Source organism: Actinoplanes sp. NPDC051537, assembly GCF_055586105.1.
In genome coordinates this window covers 258,177-276,610 of the sequence record NZ_JBVJIU010000009.1, presented here as the reverse complement: position 1 = coordinate 276,610, position 18,434 = coordinate 258,177, and the positions used below count along the sequence as shown (strand labels likewise).

Sequence of the window (18,434 nt, the reverse complement as noted above, 5' to 3'; positions counted from 1 at the left end):
GAATGCGCTCTCACGGCCGACGCCCGATGTGCCCGGGCGTCCCTAGCGTCCCCAACCATGATTGATGTCGCAGATGTGAGCCGCCGCTACGAGGGTGACCTGGCCGCCCTCGACCACCTCAGCCTGCACGTCGCCGAGGGCGAGTGCCTGGCGCTGCTCGGTCCGTCCGGCAGCGGCAAGTCGACCCTGCTCAACCTGATCGCCGGCCTCGACCGTCCGACCGAGGGCACCGTCACGGTCGGCGGCACCCGGGTGGACCGGCTGAGCGAGGCCGCCGCCGCCCGCTACCGCCGCGCCACCATCGGCCTGGTCTTCCAGTTCTTCAACCTGCTCGACGACCTGACCGTCGCCGACAACGTGCTGCTGCCCGCGCAGATCGCCGGTATGCCCGCCGCCCGGTCGCGCCAGCGGGCCCGCGAGCTTCTCGAGACGCTCGGCATCGACCGGCACGCCGACGCCTACCCCGGCCGCCTCTCCGGCGGGGAACGGCAGCGGGTCGCGGTCGCGCGGGCGCTGATGAACCGGCCGCCGCTGCTGCTCGCGGACGAGCCGACCGGCGCGCTCGACACCGCGTCCGGCGCGGAGGTGCGCAAGCTGCTGGTCGACCTGCACGCCGACGGCCAGACGATCGTCCTGGTCACCCACGACGAGGCCCTCGCCTCGACGGTCGCGACCCGCACCGTGCGCCTGGTCGACGGGCAGGTGGCGGCGTGAGCGCCATCCGGACCGTCGTCCGCGGAGCGCAGCGCCGCCGCGTCTCCACCATCGTGATCATCGCGGCGACGACGATGGCGGTGACCGCGACCGTCCTCGCCGGACTGCTGCTGGCCGCGTCCTCGGCGCCGTTCGCCAACGCGTTCGCCGGGCAGAACGGCGCCCACCTGACCGCGCTCTTCGACGCCAAGAAGACGACCAAGGAGCAGGCCGCCGCCACCGCGTCGCAGGCCGAGCGGGCGGTCGGACCGTTCCCGGTGGCCACGGCCGTCGTCGAGGAGGACCCGCAAACCCCGCCCATCCCGCCGCTGAAGGTCGTCGGGCGCTCGGATCCGAGCAGCGACCCGATCGACAAGGTCACCCTGCTCAACGGCCGCTGGGCGAGCGCGGCGGACGAGATCGTGGTGGCGCGCACCAACGTGATGATCCCCACCGGAACCACCCTGCGGCTGACGAACGGGTCCACGCTGAAGGTCGTCGGCGAGGCCCGGTCGATCAGCCGGACCGCGCAGGGCTGGGTGACCCCCGACGAGGCGGTCGCGCTCGGCCAGACCGGCTGGCAGATGCTCTACCGGTACGCCGACGCGGGCACCGAGGCCGCGATGGCCACCCACAAGTCCGCGCTCGGCCCGGGCGTGCAGGCACAGTCCTGGCTGGAGGTGCGCACGGACGCCGCGCACCGCACCCAGCTCTACGTGCCCCTGCTGAGCGCGTTCGGGCTGATCGGCCTCGCCCTGGCCGCCCTGGTCATCGGCAACGTCACCGCGAGCACGGTCGCCTCGGCCACCCGCCGCATCGGCGTCATGAAGGCGCTCGGCCTGACCCCGGCCCAGGTGGTGCGCGCCTGCCTGGCCCAGGCCCTGATCCCCGGCATGATCGGCGCGGTCCTCGGCATCGTCGCCGGCGACTTCCTCGCGGTGCCGCTGACCTCCGACGTGGCCGACCTGTTCGGCACCGTCCCGATGGCGGTCACCCCGTGGGTCGACGCCGCCGCGATCCTGGCCGCGGTGCTGGTCATCGCCGCCACCGCGGCGCCGGCCGCCTGGCGGGCCGCCCGGCTGCGCACGGTCGATGCCCTCGCCGTCGGCCGCACCCCGCACAGCGGCCGGGGCCGCGTCGCCGCCCGCCTCGCCGCCCGCACCCGCCTGCCGAGGCCGTTCAGCCTCGGGCTCGCCCAGCCGTTCACCCGGCCGGCCCGCCTGCTGGTCATGCTGCTGACGATCGGGCTCGGCACGGCGGCGGCGACGTTCGCCATCGGCCTGGCCATCTCGCTGCGCCACGTCCAGGCCGCCGACCAGAAGCCCGACACCTCGGCCGACGTCCTCGCCGAACCGACGCCGGACAACCCGAACCAGAGCGCCATCATCGCCGCCGAGCCGGGGACCGGGCAGTACTACGGCCGCGGACCGGCCGACATCGCCGTCGACGGCCTGCGCGACGCCGCCCGCGGCACCGTCACCAGCGGCGACGCCAGCTGGGCCGGCTACGAGATGCTCGACGGCCGCTGGTACACCGGTCCGGGCGAGGCCGTCGTCTCGACCGGCTTCCTGACCGCCACCGGCATGCACATCGGCGAAACGGTCACCGGCGCCGGCCACGGGCCGCTCACCCTGGTCGGCGAGGTGTTCGACGGCAGCGCCAACAACCATCTCTACACCGACGTCGCCAGCGTCCCCGGCGTGAAGCCGATCCTGGAGTGGTACATCAAGCTCAAGCCCGGCACCGACCGCGCCGCGTACGTCCAGGCCTTGCAGAACAAGCACATCCCCGCCGAGGTCACCCGCACCGAGGGCCCGGACGGGACGCTGATCGTGCTCGACTCGCTGACCGCCCTCCTCACCGCGCTGCTGGTCTCGGTGGCCGGGCTGGGCGTGCTCAACGCGGTCGTGCTCGACGCGCGCGACCGGGTGCACGACATCGGCGTCCACAAATCGGTCGGGATGACGCCGAAGCAGACGGCCGCGATGGTGGTCGCCTCGGTCGGCATCCCCGGCCTGGTCGGCGGCTTCCTCGGCGTCCCGGCCGGGTACCTGCTCCACCGCTGGGCCCTCCCGGCGATGGCCGAGGGCGCCGGCATCCGCCTACCGCAAACCACGATCGACGTGTACGCCCCGGGCCTGCTCGCCGCCCTGGCGCTGGCCGGCCTGGTCCTCGCCGCCGCCGGCGCGCTGCTCCCGGCCGGCTGGGCGGCCCGGACCCGCACCGCGGTGGCGCTGCGCACCGAGTAGTCCCGGCACGGTGGAACGCCCGGCATCCGACGGGGGCCGGGCGTTCGGCCGGGTCACGAGCGTGGGGCGCCCCGGGTGGCGGCGTTGGCGATCGCGGCGAACAGGCCGACCAGCAAGCGGTCGTACGCCCGATCGGGCAGCACCCAGCGGGCGAGCAGTGCCGCCCGCGCGCCGCGGCCGACCGCGTACCGGGCGCGCGGCCGCCGGACCGTGGCGGCGCGGCCGATCGCGCGGGCCACGACGGACGGGGAGGAGATGCCCCGGGGCTCGGCGGTCAGCGACGCCGCGTACCGGCGGGCGTAGCCGGCATAGGCGCCGTCGCCCGAGGCGGCCAGCAGGCGAACGCCGGCGACCCGGGGGAACTCGGTGTCGATGCCGCCGGGCTGGATCAGGACCACGTCGATGCCCAGCGGCCCGAGCTCGACCCGCAGGCAGTCGCTGAGGCCCTCCAGCGCGTACTTCGTCGCGTGGTACCACCCGCCCAGCGGCTGGTACATCCGCGCGCCGACCGACGAGACGTTGATGATGCGGCCGGCGCCCCGCGCCCGCAGGTGGGGCAGCACGAGCTGGCACAGCCGGGCCGCGCCGAAGACGTTGACCTCGAACTGCCGCCGGGCCTCGTCCAGCGGCACGTCCTCGAGCGCGCCGAACGATCCGTAGCCGGCGTTGTTCACCAGGACGTCGATGCGGCCCGCCTCGGTGACCACGCGATCGACCAGCGCCACCAGGTCGGCCTCGACGGTCACATCGGCGCGCACGGTGTGGATGCCGAGCGCCGCGAGGGGCGCCATCCGGTCCGGGCGGCGGGCGACCGCGTACACCTGGAAGCCGCACTCGTGCAGCCGGCGGCTGGTGGCCGCGCCGATCCCCGCGGACGCGCCGGTGACGATCGCGACCCGGCCCATGCCCGGCTCAGCCGTTCCGATCGAGGTCGATGCGGATCGTCAGCGGGCTCGACGCCATCATCCGGCCCAGCGCCGCATCCCATTGGTGGGGCAGGGTTCGCGAACGGGCGCCGGCGTCGTCGTCGGGCAGCGGCACGGCCGTGCCCGATCGCCACACCCGATCGACTTTCACCCGTACGGCCGAATGCCGTTGAATGTTGCGAACGAAATCGGCCTGGGTTCCGTGGGCGGCGACCAGCCAGAAGGTGTCGCCGATGAGGCCGTTGCCGATCGGGGTGTGCCGGGGGAGCCCGGTGCGCCGGCCGGTCGTCTCGAGCAGCGCGAAGGCCCGGGGCGCGATGCCCTTGCGCAGGGCGAAGCGGGTCAGGCGGTTGTTGAGCCGCTCGACCGACGTGACGATCCGGTACTTGCGCGAGCGCATTGATGCGGTTCTACCACAGCCCTGGCGGATTCGGGCGACCGCGCCGGGTCAGCGTACGGCGGTGACCGTCAATGTGTCTCCGCGCGGGCACAGCAGATAGCCGGGCGTTCCGCGGCAGTCCTGCTCGGCGAAGCGCTCGACGGTGCCGAGCACGGTCCGCCGACCGCTGGCCAGGTCGAGGCGGTTCACCGCGATGCGGCCGGGCGGCGTGCCGGTCCCGCTGAGCAGCAGCAGCGAGCCGTCGGCGCCGGCCGAGAAGGCCTGCTGACCGCCGAACGGGCGGCCGATCGTACGACCGGTGGCGGTGTCGACCAGCACCGTCGTCGCCGAGGCCAGGTTGGCGGCGGCCGAGAGCAGCAGGCGATCGCCGCCGAGGTCCCACACGAAGTTCATGTCCGTGCGCCGCCAGACCTCGCGGCCGGTCGCCGGCTCGTGGCCGGTCACGCCGCGCGCGCCCGCGGTGCAGATCAGCGCGCCGCAGCCGGTGACGTAGCCGATCAGCTCCTCGGTTCGCCACAGCGGGCGGAGGTCGGCGGCGCGGTAGATGGTCGCGACGGTCTGCGCCGATGCCGTGCGGATCACCACCAGGTAGGGGTCGACCGCCCGGAGTGCCGCCGAGTACACCCCGTTCCAGGGAATGCGGCCGCGGTGCCGCACCGCGCCGTCCTCGTAGCCGTAGACGGTGGCGTCGCCGTTGGCGGTGACCGCCACGATCGCGGTGGGCCGGCCGTCCTCGGCGAGCGTGGTCCACTGCTGGGCCGGCGTGATCGCCCGTCGCCACACCTCGTGGCCGTCGCGCAGCCCGACCAGGCGCAGTCCCGTGGTCACGCCGAACTGATCGGTCTCGGCCAGCAGGACGTCGCCGCGCGCCACCGACGGCGAGGCCTCGCCGTCCGACCGCCACAGCTGCTCGCCGGTTGCCGCGTCGAGCGCGATCGTGCCGCGGCCCTCCGGCGCGGAGGGCGCCAGCAGCACGTCGCCGGCCGGGCGCACGCCGTAGTCGGCGGCGTCGGCGCCGGTCGGGGTGCTCCAGCGGGGCTTGCCGGTGGGCAGGTCGTAGGCGGTCACCACGGCCGGCCCGGTGGGGGCGGTCCGGTTCAGGTAGACCGTCCCGCCGTCCAGGGCCAGGGTGTCGCTCGGCCGGAACGCGGCCGTCCAGAGCGGGCGTACGAGAGGCGGCGCCGCCGGGGCCGAGGCGGCCAGCGCCAGCAGGCCGGCGGCGGCGAGCGCGGCCAGCATCAGCCGGAGCAGCCGCGGCACGTTCACCGGGGCGGCGGGCGGCCCGGCGGCTGCACCGGCGACGTCACCGAGGTCGATCAGGGTCATGGTCGGCTCCCTGAGCAGCGATCCTAGGCGGCGAGAGCGCCGGCGAGCGCCTCCGCCAGCCATTGCTCGTACGCGTCGGGTGTCCAGCCTCGGTCGTTCACCAGCAACTCGTACACCTCCGGCGCGATGAGCGTCCAGACGATGTCGCGCGCGCGGCCGGGATCGACGCCGGGGCGCAGGCCGCCGGTCGCGGCGAGGTGGTCGACGAAGCCGCCGGCGCCCACCATGCGCTCCCGGTTGGTGGTCTCGCGGAACTGGGCGAGGTCGGCGTCGCCGCCGCGGGCACCGGCGAGCAGCTTGGCGAGCAGCGGCCCCACGCGCTCGCCGATCCGCCGGGCGGCGAACGCGTACCGGGCGATCTTGTCGCGGGGGTTGGTGGCGGTGAACACGGCCTGGATCTCGGGGCGGTCGATCATCGGGATCGGCTCGTCGTCGCCGGCCAGCGTGACGTCGTACACGTCCTTGATGAGCTCGGCCTTGCTGTGGAACGTCTTGTAGACCGTCTCGACCGAGACGCCGGCGTGCGTGGCGACGTGGCGCATGGTGACCGCCGCGGGCCCGCGCTCGACCAGCAGCTCCCGGGCGGCGTCGAGGACGCGGCGACGGGTGAGCCGCGCCAGCTCGGCCCGGCGGGTGTTGTCGTATACGCGACGAGACATTGAGTACCGCCCCACAGTATCGAATGCTGTTCAACAGTATCCGATATTTGCGGGGAGGCAAAGATGCACACCATCGACAGCGAGATCTGCGTTCGCTCCATGACGATCATGGCGTCCGGTGACCTCGGCGAGCTGGCCGAGGTCGTTCATCCGGAGGCGACCAACCGGGAGGCGAAGGACGAGCCGCCGGCCTGCCGGGGCCAGGGTCCGGCGGCGTTCGCGGCCACCGCCCGCTGGCTGCGGGCCGGTTTCGCGGATCTGCGCTTCGACATCCACGATGTGGTGGCCGCCGGTGACCTGATCGCCTTGCACTGCACCATGTCGGGCCGCCAGACCGGCCCGTTCGTGGCCTACGACGAGCGCGGCGAGGTGGCCCAGGCGTTCCCGGCGACGGGGCGCACGTTCGCGATCACGCAGACCCACTGGTTCCGCATGCGGGACGGCCTGGTCGTCGAGCACTGGGCGAACCGCGACGATCTCGGCCTGGCCGGTCAGCTCGGCTGGGTGCCGCCCAGCCCGGCGTTCCTGTGGCGGATGGCCCGGGCGAAGCGGCGCGCCCGCCGCGAGGCGGTCGCCTAGCCGGCCGGCGAGCCGGGGCCCGGCCGCGTGGCCGTTTCGCCGTGAGCCGGGGCCGCGAGCCCCGCACCCAGCCGCGCGGCCGTTTCGCCCGGCTGAACCCGGCGTCCGATTTCCGCCAGCCAGGCGTGGGCCGGGCGCGGGAGTGTCGAGAGATGACCGATGTTCTCGAGCGTTACCGTCGCGCGGCCGACGGGTTCGGCCGGGTGCTCGCCACGATGCGGCCCGATCAGCTCGGCCGGCCCACGCCCTGCGCCGCATGGGACGTGCGGCAGCTGGTCAACCACATGACCCGCGGCAACCTCAACTACGCGCTGCTCGCCGCGGGCGGCAGCGGCGCCGACTTCCGGGCGATGCGGGACCGGGACGCGCTCGGCGGGCGGCCGCTTCACGCGTACGGCGAAAGTGTGCGCGAGTGCGCGGAGGCCTTTCGCGTGCCGGGCGTGCTCGACCGGGTCCTGGATTATCCGCTCGGGAAGATCCTGGGCCGCCAGGCCCTCGCGATCCGCGCCGCCGACTCGGTGATCCACACCTGGGACCTCGCCCGCGCCCTCGATGCGCCCGACGCCCTCGACCCCGATCTGGTGGCCTGGCTGACCGCCGACCTGGACGCGATCTATGCCGGGCTGGAGGGCGTCGAAAGCTTCTTCGCCGCGCCGCCGGAAGCGGGCGGCGCCGACTCCGCCCAGGCCCGGCTGCTGCGCCGCCTCGGGCGCGACCCCGCCTGACACCGGCATCGACTCGCCGCCCGGCGTCGGCGTGTCCGGCGTGGACGAAAGATCCGACGAGATTATGACCGACAGACATCGGATCTTTCCGCAACCGGAAGTAAGTGATCACTGTCGAAGCAAGCAGCAAGGGAGCCAAATCGGCGGGTTGTGAGACATCGACGGTAGAAGATTGACCGCTACAGACATCCTATGTTAACTCTTCGTCTCAAGCGTGTCATCGATCGCCGCCGCGGGTCGGCCGGCCGCGGACTCCCCCGGAGGGTCATCCACATGAGAGTGCGCAAGCTGTCCCGCGTCGCGGCGGCCGGACTTGTCCTCGCCGCCCTGCTCGTCGCCCACCCGTCCCCGGCGAGCGCGACCCCGACCGACGCCGCCTTCAACGCGAGCACCGGCGCGTTGAACGTCGACTACGCCGGCTATCTCGCCAAGCACGACATCGTCTACAACCGCCCGAACACCAACCCCCAGTACGGACTGACGGTCGGCAACGGCCGCACCGGCGCGATGGCCTGGAGCCAGAACGGCCTCACCATGCAGGTGTCCGGTGTGGACCTGGCCGAGCAGTCCACGTACGCCGCCGGCAACCTCAACCTCCAGCTGGACACCACCGCCACGACGTTCCAGCAACGACTTTCGCTGTACGACGGCACGCTGACCACCAAGTACGACGGCAACCGCACGGTCACCGTGATGGGCGCCCCGAACTCCGAGGTGATGGGCGTCCACGTCGACGGCCCGGCCGGCGGCAGCATCGCGCTGGAGCTGAGCCTGTGGGACATGAACACGGTGCAGAACATCGCCGACGTGCCCGACCTGAACACGTGGCGCACGGTCAGCACGTTCGCCGACTCGACCGGCGCCGGGCTCAGCCGCGGGCAGACCGACGTCAACGGCTTCGGCTACACGTTCGCCGCGACCGTCGAGGGCGCGTCCTACTCGGCGCAGGCCGTCAACGGCACGCGAGTCCGCCTCACCATCACGCCGACGAGCAGCTACACCATCTGGTTCACGGCGGCGAGCCGGATCAACGCGCCCAGCCGCAACTCGGTGGAGCAGGCCCGCAACCAGCTCGCGGCGGTCAAGGCGACCGGCTACGCGACCACGGTCGCGAACTACAGGAACTGGTGGCACGCGTTCTGGCAGAAGTCGTTCGTGCAGTACAACGCGGGCGGCTCGGACTATCTGGAGAACGTCTACTACCTCGCGACGTACACGATCGCGGCCGGCGGCTACGGCAACTATCCGCTGCACTTCATCAACGGCGTGTTCCGCGCGACCCAGGACAACTCCAAGTGGAGCAACGGCTACTGGTACTGGAATCAGCGCGACGTCTACAACTCGTTCTACGCCTCGAACCACGCCGACCTGCTGCGGACGTTCAACAACCTGTACGCCCGCAACCTCGGCGCGCTCAAGGCGTACACCCAGACCCGCTACGGCACCGACGCGCTGTGGGTGCCCGAGACGATGGGCTGGGACGGCAACGCGCGCGGCACGGTCGGCAGCGACTACGTCAACGACATCTACTCGACCGGCACCGAGGCCGCCTACAACATGTACCTGTACTACCGGTACACCAACGACGCCGGCTACCTGCGGGACGTCGCCTACCCGTACATGAGGGACGCGGTTCGCTTCTATCAGAACCGGTTGTCCCGCAACGGATCCCAGTACTACATGGCCAGCTCGAACTCGCACGAGACCTACTGGGACGTGCGGAACGCGATCACCGACCTGGCCGCCGTACGCCTGCTGTTCCCGCTGACCATCCAGGTCTCCACCCAGCTCGGCCTGGACTCGGGTCTGCGCGCCGGCTGGCAGGACGTGCTGAACAACCTCGCGCCGTACCAGACCCAGAACGGCGCCTACCTGCCGCACGACCCGCCGATCGCGCAGACCCGCAACAACGAGAACGTCGCGCTCGAGCTGGTGTGGCCCTACGACCAGACCGGCATCGGGTACGCCGACACGCCGACCGCGGTCACCACCTGGAACGTGCGCCCGTTCCCGTACGGCAACGTCTGGTCCAACGACCACGTGCACGCCGCCCGGCTCGGCCTCGGCGAGCAGGCGTACCAGGGCATGCGGACGATGCTGCAGAAATACCAGAACTACCCGAACGGCATGACCAGCAACACCAACGGCGTCTTCGAGTACCTCGGCATCCACCTGGCCGCGATGAACGAGTCGCTGCTCCAGTCCTACAACGACAAGATCCGGGTTTTTCCGGCGCTGCCCAGCGATGGGAACTTCGTCGGCAAGTTCACCCTGCTGGCCAAGGACGGCTTCGTCGTCAGCTCCGAGCGCGAGACGGGCGAGACCAAGTACGTCGGCATCCGCAGCCAGTTCGGCAAGCAGGCCCGCGTCGTCAACCCGTGGGGCACGCAACCGATCCGGGTGCGTCGCACCTCCGACAACGCCATCCTCACCACCGTCTCGACCGGCGAGGTCAGTTTCGCCACGTCGGCCGGCGCCACCTATGTCGTCGAGAGAACCGCCAAACCACTTTCGGCGTACGCGACGACGACGCTCACCGGCACGCCGAACCAGAACGTGAAATCGCTGTCCGGCACCGCGTCCACGCTCGGAATCGGCACCGGAACCGGCGGCGGCGGTGGCGTCGCGCTTCTCGCCCAGGCCAACGGCAAATACGTCAGCGCACCGGCCAACGGCAACCTCATCGCCGGCGCCACCGCGATCGGCGCCACCGAACGCTTCGACCTGATCGACCTCGGCGGCGGCAACGTCGCCCTCCGATCCCGGGCCAACGGCATGTACGTCTGCGCCGAGAACGCCGGCGCGAATCCCTTGACAGCCAACCGCGCCGCGGCCGGCTCGTGGGAGACGTTCGCCCGGATCGACAACGGCGACGGCACGATCAGCCTCCGGGCGACCGTCAACAACAAGTACGTGGTGGCCGAGAACGCCGGCGCCGCCGCGCTGATCGCCAACCGGGACGCCATCGGCCCCTGGGAAAAGTTCACGCTCGTCAACGGCTAGGAGACTTCCCATGTCGCGACGCCTCACCACGATGCTCTGCGCCCTCGTCCTCCTGCTCATCGCGTCCCCGGCGATCCCCGCGTCGGCCGCGCCCCTCACCAAGGTCCTGGTCTTCTCCAAGACCGCCGGCTTCCGGCACGACGCCATCCCCGCCGGCATCGCCGCCATCCAGAAGCTCGGCAGCGAGAACGGCTTCGCCGTCACGGCGACCGAGGACGCCGCCCAGTTCACCTCCGTGAACCTGTCCCAGTACCAAGCCGTCGTCTTCCTCTCGACAACCGGCGACGTGCTCGACGCCGGTCAGCAGACGGCGTTCCAGTCCTACATCGCGGCCGGCGGCGGCTATGTCGGCGTGCATGCGGCCGCCGACACCGAATACGACTGGCCGTTCTACGGCGGGCTGGTCGGCGCCTACTTCTCCTCGCACCCCGCGATCCAGCAGGCGACCGTACGCGTGGAGGACGCCACCAACCCGGCCACCGCCCACCTGCCGGCCGCCTGGGTGCGCACCGACGAGTGGTACAACTACCGCGCCAACCCGCGGGCCAACGTCCGCGTGCTGCTCAGCCTGGACGAAAGCACCTACTCCGGCGGCACGATGGCCGGCGACCACCCGATCACGTGGTGCCAGAACTACGGCGGCGGCCGCGCGTTCTACACCGGGCTCGGCCACACCCAGGAGTCGTACGCCGACACGAACTTCACCCGCATGCTGCTGGGCGGCATCCGCTTCGCCGGTGGCGCCGTGGCCGCGGACTGCACGCCGCGCGGCAACCCGCAGCCGACCGGCACCGCGCTGCGGGCGAAAGCCAACAACAAGTTCGTCAGCGCCGCCGGCGGCACCCTGATCGCCAACGCCACCACGGCCGCCGAGCGCTTCGACATCGTCACGCTCGCCGGCGGCAACGTCGCCCTGCGGGCGAAGGCCAACGGCCTCTACGTCTGCGCCGAGAACGCCGGCAACAACGCGCTGGTCGCCAACCGCGCCGCCGTCGGCTCGTGGGAGACCTTCGCGCTCATCCGCAACGCCGACGGCACCGTCAGCCTGCGCGCGACGGTCAACAACCGCTATGTCACCGCCGAGAACGCGGGCGCCGCCCCGCTCATCGCCAACCGCACCGCGATCGGCCTCTGGGAGAAGTTCGACCTCGTGACGGGAGCCTGACCCATGCGACTCGCCCGTTCCCTCGCCGCGCTCGTCCTGGGCGTCACCGCCGTGGTCGTGGCGACCACGAGGGCCGACGCCGCCGACATCCCGGCCGCCGACTACCAACAGGTCTCGCTCGCCCGCGGCAGCGCCGAGCTCGGCGAGGCCATGTCGCTGGCCGTCCTGCCCAACCGCTCGGTGCTGCACACCGCCCGCAACGGCGTCGTCCGGGTCACCGACGCGGCCGGCAACACCAAGGTGGCCGCCACCATCCCGGTCTACACCCACGACGAGGAGGGCATGCAGGGCGTCGCCGTCGACCCCGGCTTCGCCACCAACCGCTGGATCTACCTCTACTACTCGCCGCCGCTCAGCACCCCGGCCGGCGACGCGCCCACCACCGGCACGGCGGCCGACTTCAACGCCTGGAAGGGCCACCTCAACCTGTCGAGGTTCACGCTCAACGCCGACGAGACCATCAATCTCGGCAGCGAGGTCGTGATGCTGACCGTCGGCAACGACCGCGGCCAGTGCTGCCACGTCGGCGGCGACCTCGACTTCGACGCGTCCGGCAACCTCTACCTGACCACCGGCGACGACACCAACCCGTTCGAGTCGCAGGCGTTCACCCCGATCGACGAGCGCACCGACCGCAACCCCCAGTTCGACGCGCAACGCTCGGCCGGCAACACCAACGACCTGCGCGGCAAGCTCCTGCGCATCAAACCTCAAGCCAATGGCACGTACGCGATCCCGGCCGGCAACATGTTCCCGCCGGGCACCGCGAACACCCGCCCCGAGATCTACGCCATGGGCTTCCGCAACCCGTTCCGGATGAGCGTCGACCGGCCGACCGGCATCGTCTACCTCGGCGACTACGGGCCGGACGCGGGCGCCGCCGATCCCAACCGCGGGCCCGGCGGGCAGGTCGAGTTCGACCGGATCACCGCGCCCGGCTTCTACGGCTGGCCGTACTGCACCGGCGGCAACACGACCGCCGAGACCTACAACGACTACACGTTCCCGTCCGGCCCGTCGGGTGCGAAGTTCAACTGCGCCGGCGGCCCGGCCAACAACTCGTTCCGCAACACCGGCCTCCCGACGCTGCCGGCCGCGAAACCGGCCTGGATCCGGTACGGCTTCGACTTCACGCCGCCGGAGTTCGGCAGCGGATCCGAGTCCCCGATGGGCGGCCCGGTCTACCGCTACGACCCGGCGCTGAGCTCGCCGGTCAAGTTCCCGCAGTCCCTCGACGGCCGCTACTTCGCCGGGGAGTACGGCCGCCGCTGGATCAAGGCGATCCAGGTCAACAGCAATGGCACGTACGGCGAGATCTCCGCCTTTCCCTGGACCGGCACCCAGGTGATGGACATGGCGTTCGGGCCGGACGGCGCGCTGTATGTGCTCGACTACGGCACCGGAGCCAATGACCAGGCGCTGTACCGGATCGAGTACATCGGCGGCGGCAACCGCAGCCCCGTCGCGGTGGCGGCGGCGAACAAGACCTCGGGACCGACCCCGCTGACCGTCGCGTTCTCCTCGGCCGGCAGCAGCGACCCGGAGGGCGGGGCGCTGACCTACCTGTGGACGTTCGGCGACGGGACCACCTCGACCGCCGCGAACCCCACGAAGACGTACACCGGCAATGGGAATTTCGTCGCGACGCTCAGGGTGACCGATCCGACCGGCCTGACCGGCACCGCCAGCGTCCCGATCACGGCCGGGAACACCGCGCCGACGGTCACGCTGTCCAGCCCGGCCGACGGCACGCTGTTCAGCTTCGGCGACACCGTCCCGTTCACGGTCGGGATCAGCGACCCGGAGGACGGCACGATCGACTGCACCAAGGTGACCGTCACGTACTTCCTCGGCCACGACAGCCACCAGCACCAGATCACCTCGAAGACCGGCTGCAGCGGCACGCTGACGGTGCCGGCCGACGGCGAGCACGACAGCGCCGCCAACATCTACGGGGTGTTCGTCGCCTCCTACACCGACAAGGGCGGGCTGACCGGGACCAGCCAGCGGACCCTGCAGCCCCGGCACCGCCAGGGTGAGCACTTCAGCACCCAGTCCGGCGGGGTGCAGATCGCCGCCCACGCGACCGCCGAGGGTGGCGCGACGGCCGGCTACATCGACAACGGCGACTGGATCTCGTTCCGGCCGTACAACCTGTCGACGGCGACCCGGTTCACGGCCCGGGTGGCGTCGGCCGGCCCCGGCGGGACGATCGAGGTGCGTACCGGATCGCCCACCGGAACCCTGCACGGCACCGTCACCGTCGCGAACACCGGGGGATGGGAGACGTACGTGGACGCCGGCACCGCGCTGACCAACGTCCCGGCCGGTCCCACCCAGCTGTACCTGGTGTTCAAGGGCGGCGCCGGAAGCCTGTTCGACGTGGACGCGTTCACCTTCGACACCGGCGTGCCGGCCGCGGGCTCGACGCTCAAGGCGCTGGTCAACAACCAGTTCGTCGCGGCCGCCAACGCGACCACGGCGCTGATCGCCAACAAGGCCACGGCCGGCGTCACCGAGCGCTTCGACGTGATCGACCTGGGCGGGGGCAACGTGGCCCTGCGCTCGCGGGCGAACAACATGTACGTCTGCGCCGAGAACGCCGGCGCGGCCGCGCTGGTCGCCAACCGGGCGGCGGTCGGACCGTGGGAGACCTTCGCCCTGATCCGTAACGCCGACGGCAGCGAGAGCCTCCGGTCGGCGGCCAACAACATGTACGTGACCGCCGAGAACGCCGGCGCCAATCCGCTGATCGCCAACCGGGCGGCGATCGGGGCCTGGGAGAAGTTCGACCTGAGTTGAGTCAAGGTGTGGTGGCCCGGTCAGTCCCACGGTAGCTGGACGGTGGCCGGATCCACCGTCGTCACCCCGGCGGCGGTGTGCACCTCCAGCCGGGAACCGGTCGGAGCGCCGCGATCGCCGGGCCACCACACCCCCCATACGCCGTGCCGCAGGGTGGCGGTGACGCGCAGACCGTTGGCCAGCACCACGTCGACCTGGGTCACCTTTGGGCCGCTCAGGCCGTACAACTGGAAGGCTTCGATGTTGCTGCTCTCGGTGTTGCCGCCCAGGACGAGCACGGATCCGTTCCGGGGCGGGGTGAACGGCTTGTCGAAGACGGTGGCGGCCATGTGGTTGAGCCCGTCGCGCCCGTCGGCCTTCAAGCCGGACAGGGCGATCAGCGGATCGGAGGCGGTGCCGCTGCCCATCGAGACGTCGACGCAGTACGTGAAGCCGCCGCGCCGGTCGACCAGGACGTCTCGCCGGGCCGCATCCTTCGGGCGGGCGGGGACACCCTGGACGCCCACGCCGCCGACGCCGAGGTCGGTGCACTTCGAGGCCCATTCCTCGATGTCGGTGTCCGGTGCGGTCAGCGGCGGGGCGGCCAGCGGGACGGCGGTCCACGCGGCGTAGGTGGGGGGCGGCGGGTCCGGATAGACGGCGAGCGCGGTGACGCCGATGCCGGTGACTCCCGCGGCGAGCGCGCCGGCCAGAACGAGGCGGCGGGTACGGCTCATGGTCGTCGCCGGCGTGGCCTGCTCCACCAGCATGCGCCGGATGTCGGCCCGGAGCCGCGGTTCGAGGCGGGATCGCAGGTCGGTCATGGCATCTCCGATCGCGGTGCTGAGGTGGTCACCGGGCTGGGCAGCTCCGCCGGGCCGGGTTGCTCCGCCGGGCTGGGTTGCTCCGGCTGGCTGGGTTGCTCCGCCTGGCTGGGCGGCTCCGCCTCGGCGCCGAGGCGGGAACGCGCGCGCGACAACCGCGATCGGACGGTGCCGACCGGCACGCCCAGGGCCACCGCCGCCTCGGCGTAGCTGAGGCCCTGCCAGACGCACAGGACGAGCACGTCGCGGTCGGCCGGCCGCAGCCGCGCGAAGGCGGCCGACAACCGGGCCAGGTGCCGTTCGTCGTCGAGCCGGGCGGCGACCTCGTCGGCATGATCGGGGGCGTCGGCCGGGGGCGTCAGGCGTTCCAGCGCCCGCCGGTGCCGCATGGTGGTCCGCCAGCGATGCTGCATCGTCCGGCGCGCGATCCCGTACAGCCAAGGAAGGGCGTTGTTGTCGATCAGCTCGACCTCGGACCGGCGGCGCCAGGCCTCCAGGAACACGATCGAGACCAGGTCTTCGGCCGCGTCGGCCGAGCCGGTGCGGCGTGCGCAGAAGGCCCGGACCGCCTCGCCGTGCCGGTCGAACAGCACGCCGAAGCACTCGGGCTCGCCCTGGCACGCTCGCCGCCAGAGCTCGCCGTCGCCGGCCCGGGCCACATCTGCCGTGTCGCTCACACCCTCTTATGACCGCCGCGCCGGTCGAGTTCCACGGCGTTCACATCCAGCCGGTGCCGATGATGGACCCGCCGCCGGTGGGGTACCACCAGCTCGTGCCGCCGACCGCATAGTCCATGTGCCGGTTCCAGCGCAGGTCGCCGTTCCGGTCGATGGCGTACATGCGGCCGCCACCGGCGCTGAGCACGGCCTGGTACCCGTACGTCCCGCCGGCCCACCCGGAGCCGACGATCGCGCCCGAGTTGCCGTCCCAGTCGACCGAGGAGCCGGTGTGCGGGGTCTCGTACCGGTACCACCGCATGGTGCCGTCCTGCTCGACCGCCCACAGCGTGCCGTCGCACGCGGTCACGTACACGAAGTTCTGCCATCCGAAGCCGATCTGCAGGCCGCTGCTCGGATGCCAGTAGCCGGTCGATCCCGGAATGCCGACATACATGTGCCAGCGCAGCGCCCCGTCCGTGTCGACGGTGTAGAAGACGCTGCCGCCGTCGGAGCCGAACCCGCCGTGGTTGCTGGCACTGACGATCTTCTTGGTCAGCCGCCAGCCACCGCTGCGGGCCCCGAGGTACTGCGGCGCGCCGCCGTTGCGCCACGCGTTCTCGCCGCCGCTCCAGTAGTAACCCCACACGCCGCCGGAGTCGGTCGCGATGTAGAGGTTGTCGTACTGGATGCCCGCGCTCGCGATCAAGCCGTAGCGACCCCAGCCGGCCCCGCGCGGGTACGGTCCCAGGAACGGTAGGTAGCTGGTGTTGCCGGTCCAGTTGCCGTCGTAGTACATCAGCAGGTCGCCGCCCGGCGTGATGATCGTCAAATTGCCCTGCTGCCCGTTCAGGACGAGGTTCTTGCTCCGGGCCGCGGCCGCCGGGCTGCCGCCCAGCCCGAGGATCCCCACCGCCGCGCCGCCGGCCGCGGCGGCCAGCAGCTCTCGTCTCGTGATTGTCGACATACGCTCACGTCCCCCGTGTTCGCATACCTTGCAACGACGTTTGTCAAAACAAGGTAGCGCCGGTCCGGCCGCTCGGACCGCGGCTGTCGGCGGCCGGACACGGGGTTGGTATCGCGGTATCCGCATCGCGCTCCGGGCCGGCGGCGGCTCAGCGAGGGTTCCGGCCGACCACCAGGATGTCACCGTCCGCCACCGCGACGTCGCGGTCGCTGCTGTTGCCGGTGGCCAGGAGGTGCGCCGGTTCGCGGTGGCCGCCGATCACCTCGATCCGCTGCACCGGTTGCGCCGTGGCGATCGTCGACTCCCGCCGCAGCGCCGTGCCCAGGTGCAGCAGGAAGGTCTCGATGCCCGGCGCCCCGGGGTCCGGCGTCGCGTAGACGCGCCAGGTGAGCTCGTCGACGCGTTCCATGTCGCGGATCCGGAATCCCGTCGCCACCTCGCGGCTCCGCCAGCCCGCGACCGGCACGTGCACGGCGGTGTGGATGTGCACCTGCGCCGCGGCGTCCAGTTGCATCCAGGCCACGAACGGCAGCGCGCCGCCGGCGGTGGAGCCGACCAGGTTGATGTAGTCCGGCGAGCGCGGGTTCGTGGTCTGCAGCTCGGTCCGCGCGACGAGCAGGTGCGACTCCTGGTCCGCGTCGTCGACGCTGGTCCCGAGGTCGACGCCGGTCGCCGACCGCCAGCGCAGGTCGCGGGGCGAGAACGTGGCGTAGTAGATGTTGCGGTGGTACCGGTCGTGCAGGTGTCCCTCGGGACCGCCGCCGGCCAGGGTGTAGACGACCGCGATGCGCTCGGGATGGCCCAGGCCGGCCGGCTCGTGGCGCAGCTGCCCGATGTAGATCTCGTTCATGTTGTCGGCGCGGGCCAGGGGAGCGATGCACCACCGGTCCCCGGTCAGGTCGGCCGAGCTGCGCCAGGTGAGCCCGTGATCGGTCGAGCGCACGTACTTCATCGGGCGGGTGTCGGTCGGGTACGTCTTGTCGAAGTCCCCGGCCGTCTCCCGGATGAACACGAAGATCGTGCCGTCCTGGGTCTTGACCGGCATCGGGTAGGTCGCGCCGAGCCCCTCGGGGATGATCGTGTCGGTCCAGGCGCCGTCGATCGAGTGCGGGCTCGCCGACCGGGCCACCCACAGCTCCTTGTTGTGCAGGCCGCGGAACACCAGCAGGTGCCCGTCGTCGGCCTGCACCAGCGTCGGGTAGTTGTGCGAGTCGCTGTCGCCGTCGGCCACGAAGACGGGCGCCGACCACGTATGTGTCTGGTGGTCGTAGGCCTGAACGTAGTTGTCCTCGTGGACCCCGCCCCAGCTGATGAAGGTCTTGCCGGCCTGCGGGTCGTGGACACCACCGGCGACGGGACGCCGGTCGCTGCGCGCGGCCACCGCCGTGGCGACGGTCGTGACGGTGAACGGGGCAGCGCCCGCGGGAACGAAGGCAACGGGAGCCGCCAGCGCGGCGCCCAGAACGGTTCGTCTCTTCATG

General features: G+C 71.8%; 15 protein-coding genes. 7 read left to right on the top strand and 8 right to left on the bottom strand.

Going from position 1 to position 18,434, the window contains the following annotated elements; genetic code table 11:
* The first annotated feature begins 57 nt into the window (after positions 1-57).
* Together ACZ6TB_RS23695 and ACZ6TB_RS23690 are read left to right on the top strand one after the other, a co-directional pair.
* Positions 58-714 carry an ABC transporter ATP-binding protein gene (locus ACZ6TB_RS23695; protein WP_465556998.1) on the top strand — a complete coding sequence of 219 codons (657 nt, stop codon included), beginning with the start codon at positions 58-60 and terminating at the stop codon, positions 712-714.
* Positions 711-2,942, top strand: a complete 2,232-nt coding sequence (locus ACZ6TB_RS23690; protein WP_465556996.1) for an ABC transporter permease — start codon at positions 711-713, stop codon at positions 2,940-2,942. Before ACZ6TB_RS23695 ends, ACZ6TB_RS23690 begins: the two co-directional genes overlap by 4 nt.
* 53 nt (positions 2,943-2,995) lie before the next feature.
* Here ACZ6TB_RS23690 and ACZ6TB_RS23685 read toward each other — a convergent pair whose 3' ends face one another.
* Genes ACZ6TB_RS23685 through ACZ6TB_RS23670 form a run of 4 tightly spaced genes read right to left on the bottom strand, consistent with a single transcriptional unit; the run spans position 2,996 to position 6,253 of the window.
* A complete protein-coding gene (locus tag ACZ6TB_RS23685) occupies positions 2,996-3,847 on the bottom strand; it encodes an oxidoreductase (protein ID WP_465556994.1) in 852 nt (283 codons plus the stop codon).
* 7 nt (positions 3,848-3,854) lie between these two features.
* Positions 3,855-4,268 carry a nitroreductase/quinone reductase family protein gene (locus ACZ6TB_RS23680; RefSeq protein WP_465556992.1) on the bottom strand — a complete coding sequence of 138 codons (414 nt, stop codon included), beginning with the start codon at positions 4,266-4,268 and terminating at the stop codon, positions 3,855-3,857.
* A 48-nt stretch (positions 4,269-4,316) separates the two neighbouring features.
* Complete coding sequence (locus ACZ6TB_RS23675) at positions 4,317-5,594, bottom strand: outer membrane protein assembly factor BamB family protein (RefSeq protein WP_465556990.1); 1,278 nt, start codon at positions 5,592-5,594, stop codon at positions 4,317-4,319.
* Between the two features lie 23 nt (positions 5,595-5,617).
* Positions 5,618-6,253 (bottom strand): TetR/AcrR family transcriptional regulator, encoded by a 636-nt coding sequence (locus tag ACZ6TB_RS23670; RefSeq protein ID WP_465556988.1) that lies wholly within the window; start codon positions 6,251-6,253, stop codon positions 5,618-5,620.
* A gap of 63 nt (positions 6,254-6,316) precedes the next feature.
* Here ACZ6TB_RS23670 and ACZ6TB_RS23665 point away from each other — a divergent pair, with 63 nt between their 5' ends.
* From ACZ6TB_RS23665 to ACZ6TB_RS23645, 5 genes are all read left to right on the top strand, one after another.
* The gene (locus tag ACZ6TB_RS23665) at positions 6,317-6,832 is read left to right on the top strand and encodes an ester cyclase (protein WP_465556986.1); all 516 of its coding nucleotides are present in this window, start codon (positions 6,317-6,319) and stop codon (positions 6,830-6,832) included.
* 152 nt (positions 6,833-6,984) lie between these two features.
* Positions 6,985-7,557 carry a TIGR03086 family metal-binding protein gene (locus ACZ6TB_RS23660; protein ID WP_465556984.1) on the top strand — a complete coding sequence of 191 codons (573 nt, stop codon included), beginning with the start codon at positions 6,985-6,987 and terminating at the stop codon, positions 7,555-7,557.
* A gap of 273 nt (positions 7,558-7,830) precedes the next feature.
* Positions 7,831-10,560: a fascin domain-containing protein gene (locus tag ACZ6TB_RS23655; RefSeq protein WP_465556982.1), complete on the top strand. Its 2,730-nt coding sequence runs from the start codon at positions 7,831-7,833 to the stop codon at positions 10,558-10,560.
* A 10-nt stretch (positions 10,561-10,570) separates the two neighbouring features.
* Complete coding sequence (locus ACZ6TB_RS23650) at positions 10,571-11,725, top strand: ThuA domain-containing protein (protein WP_465556980.1); 1,155 nt, start codon at positions 10,571-10,573, stop codon at positions 11,723-11,725.
* A gap of 3 nt (positions 11,726-11,728) precedes the next feature.
* Positions 11,729-14,527: a carbohydrate-binding protein gene (locus tag ACZ6TB_RS23645; protein ID WP_465556978.1), complete on the top strand. Its 2,799-nt coding sequence runs from the start codon at positions 11,729-11,731 to the stop codon at positions 14,525-14,527.
* 20 nt (positions 14,528-14,547) lie between these two features.
* Here ACZ6TB_RS23645 and ACZ6TB_RS23640 read toward each other — a convergent pair whose 3' ends face one another.
* The 4 genes from ACZ6TB_RS23640 to ACZ6TB_RS23625 all read right to left on the bottom strand — a co-directional run bounded on the left by ACZ6TB_RS23640 (position 14,548) and on the right by ACZ6TB_RS23625 (position 18,433).
* Positions 14,548-15,330 (bottom strand): hypothetical protein, encoded by a 783-nt coding sequence (locus tag ACZ6TB_RS23640; RefSeq protein WP_465556976.1) that lies wholly within the window; start codon positions 15,328-15,330, stop codon positions 14,548-14,550.
* Complete coding sequence (locus ACZ6TB_RS23635; RefSeq protein WP_465556974.1) at positions 15,327-16,007, bottom strand: RNA polymerase sigma factor; 681 nt, start codon at positions 16,005-16,007, stop codon at positions 15,327-15,329. The genes ACZ6TB_RS23640 and ACZ6TB_RS23635 overlap by 4 nt, the downstream gene beginning before the upstream one ends.
* Positions 16,008-16,047: 40 nt before the next feature.
* Entirely contained in the window at positions 16,048-16,953 is a 906-nt protein-coding gene (locus tag ACZ6TB_RS23630; protein WP_465556972.1) for a tachylectin-related carbohydrate-binding protein, read from the bottom strand.
* 148 nt (positions 16,954-17,101) lie between these two features.
* A complete protein-coding gene (locus ACZ6TB_RS23625; RefSeq protein WP_465556970.1) occupies positions 17,102-18,433 on the bottom strand; it encodes a BNR-4 repeat-containing protein in 1,332 nt (443 codons plus the stop codon).
* Between the last annotated feature and the right edge of the window lies 1 nt (position 18,434).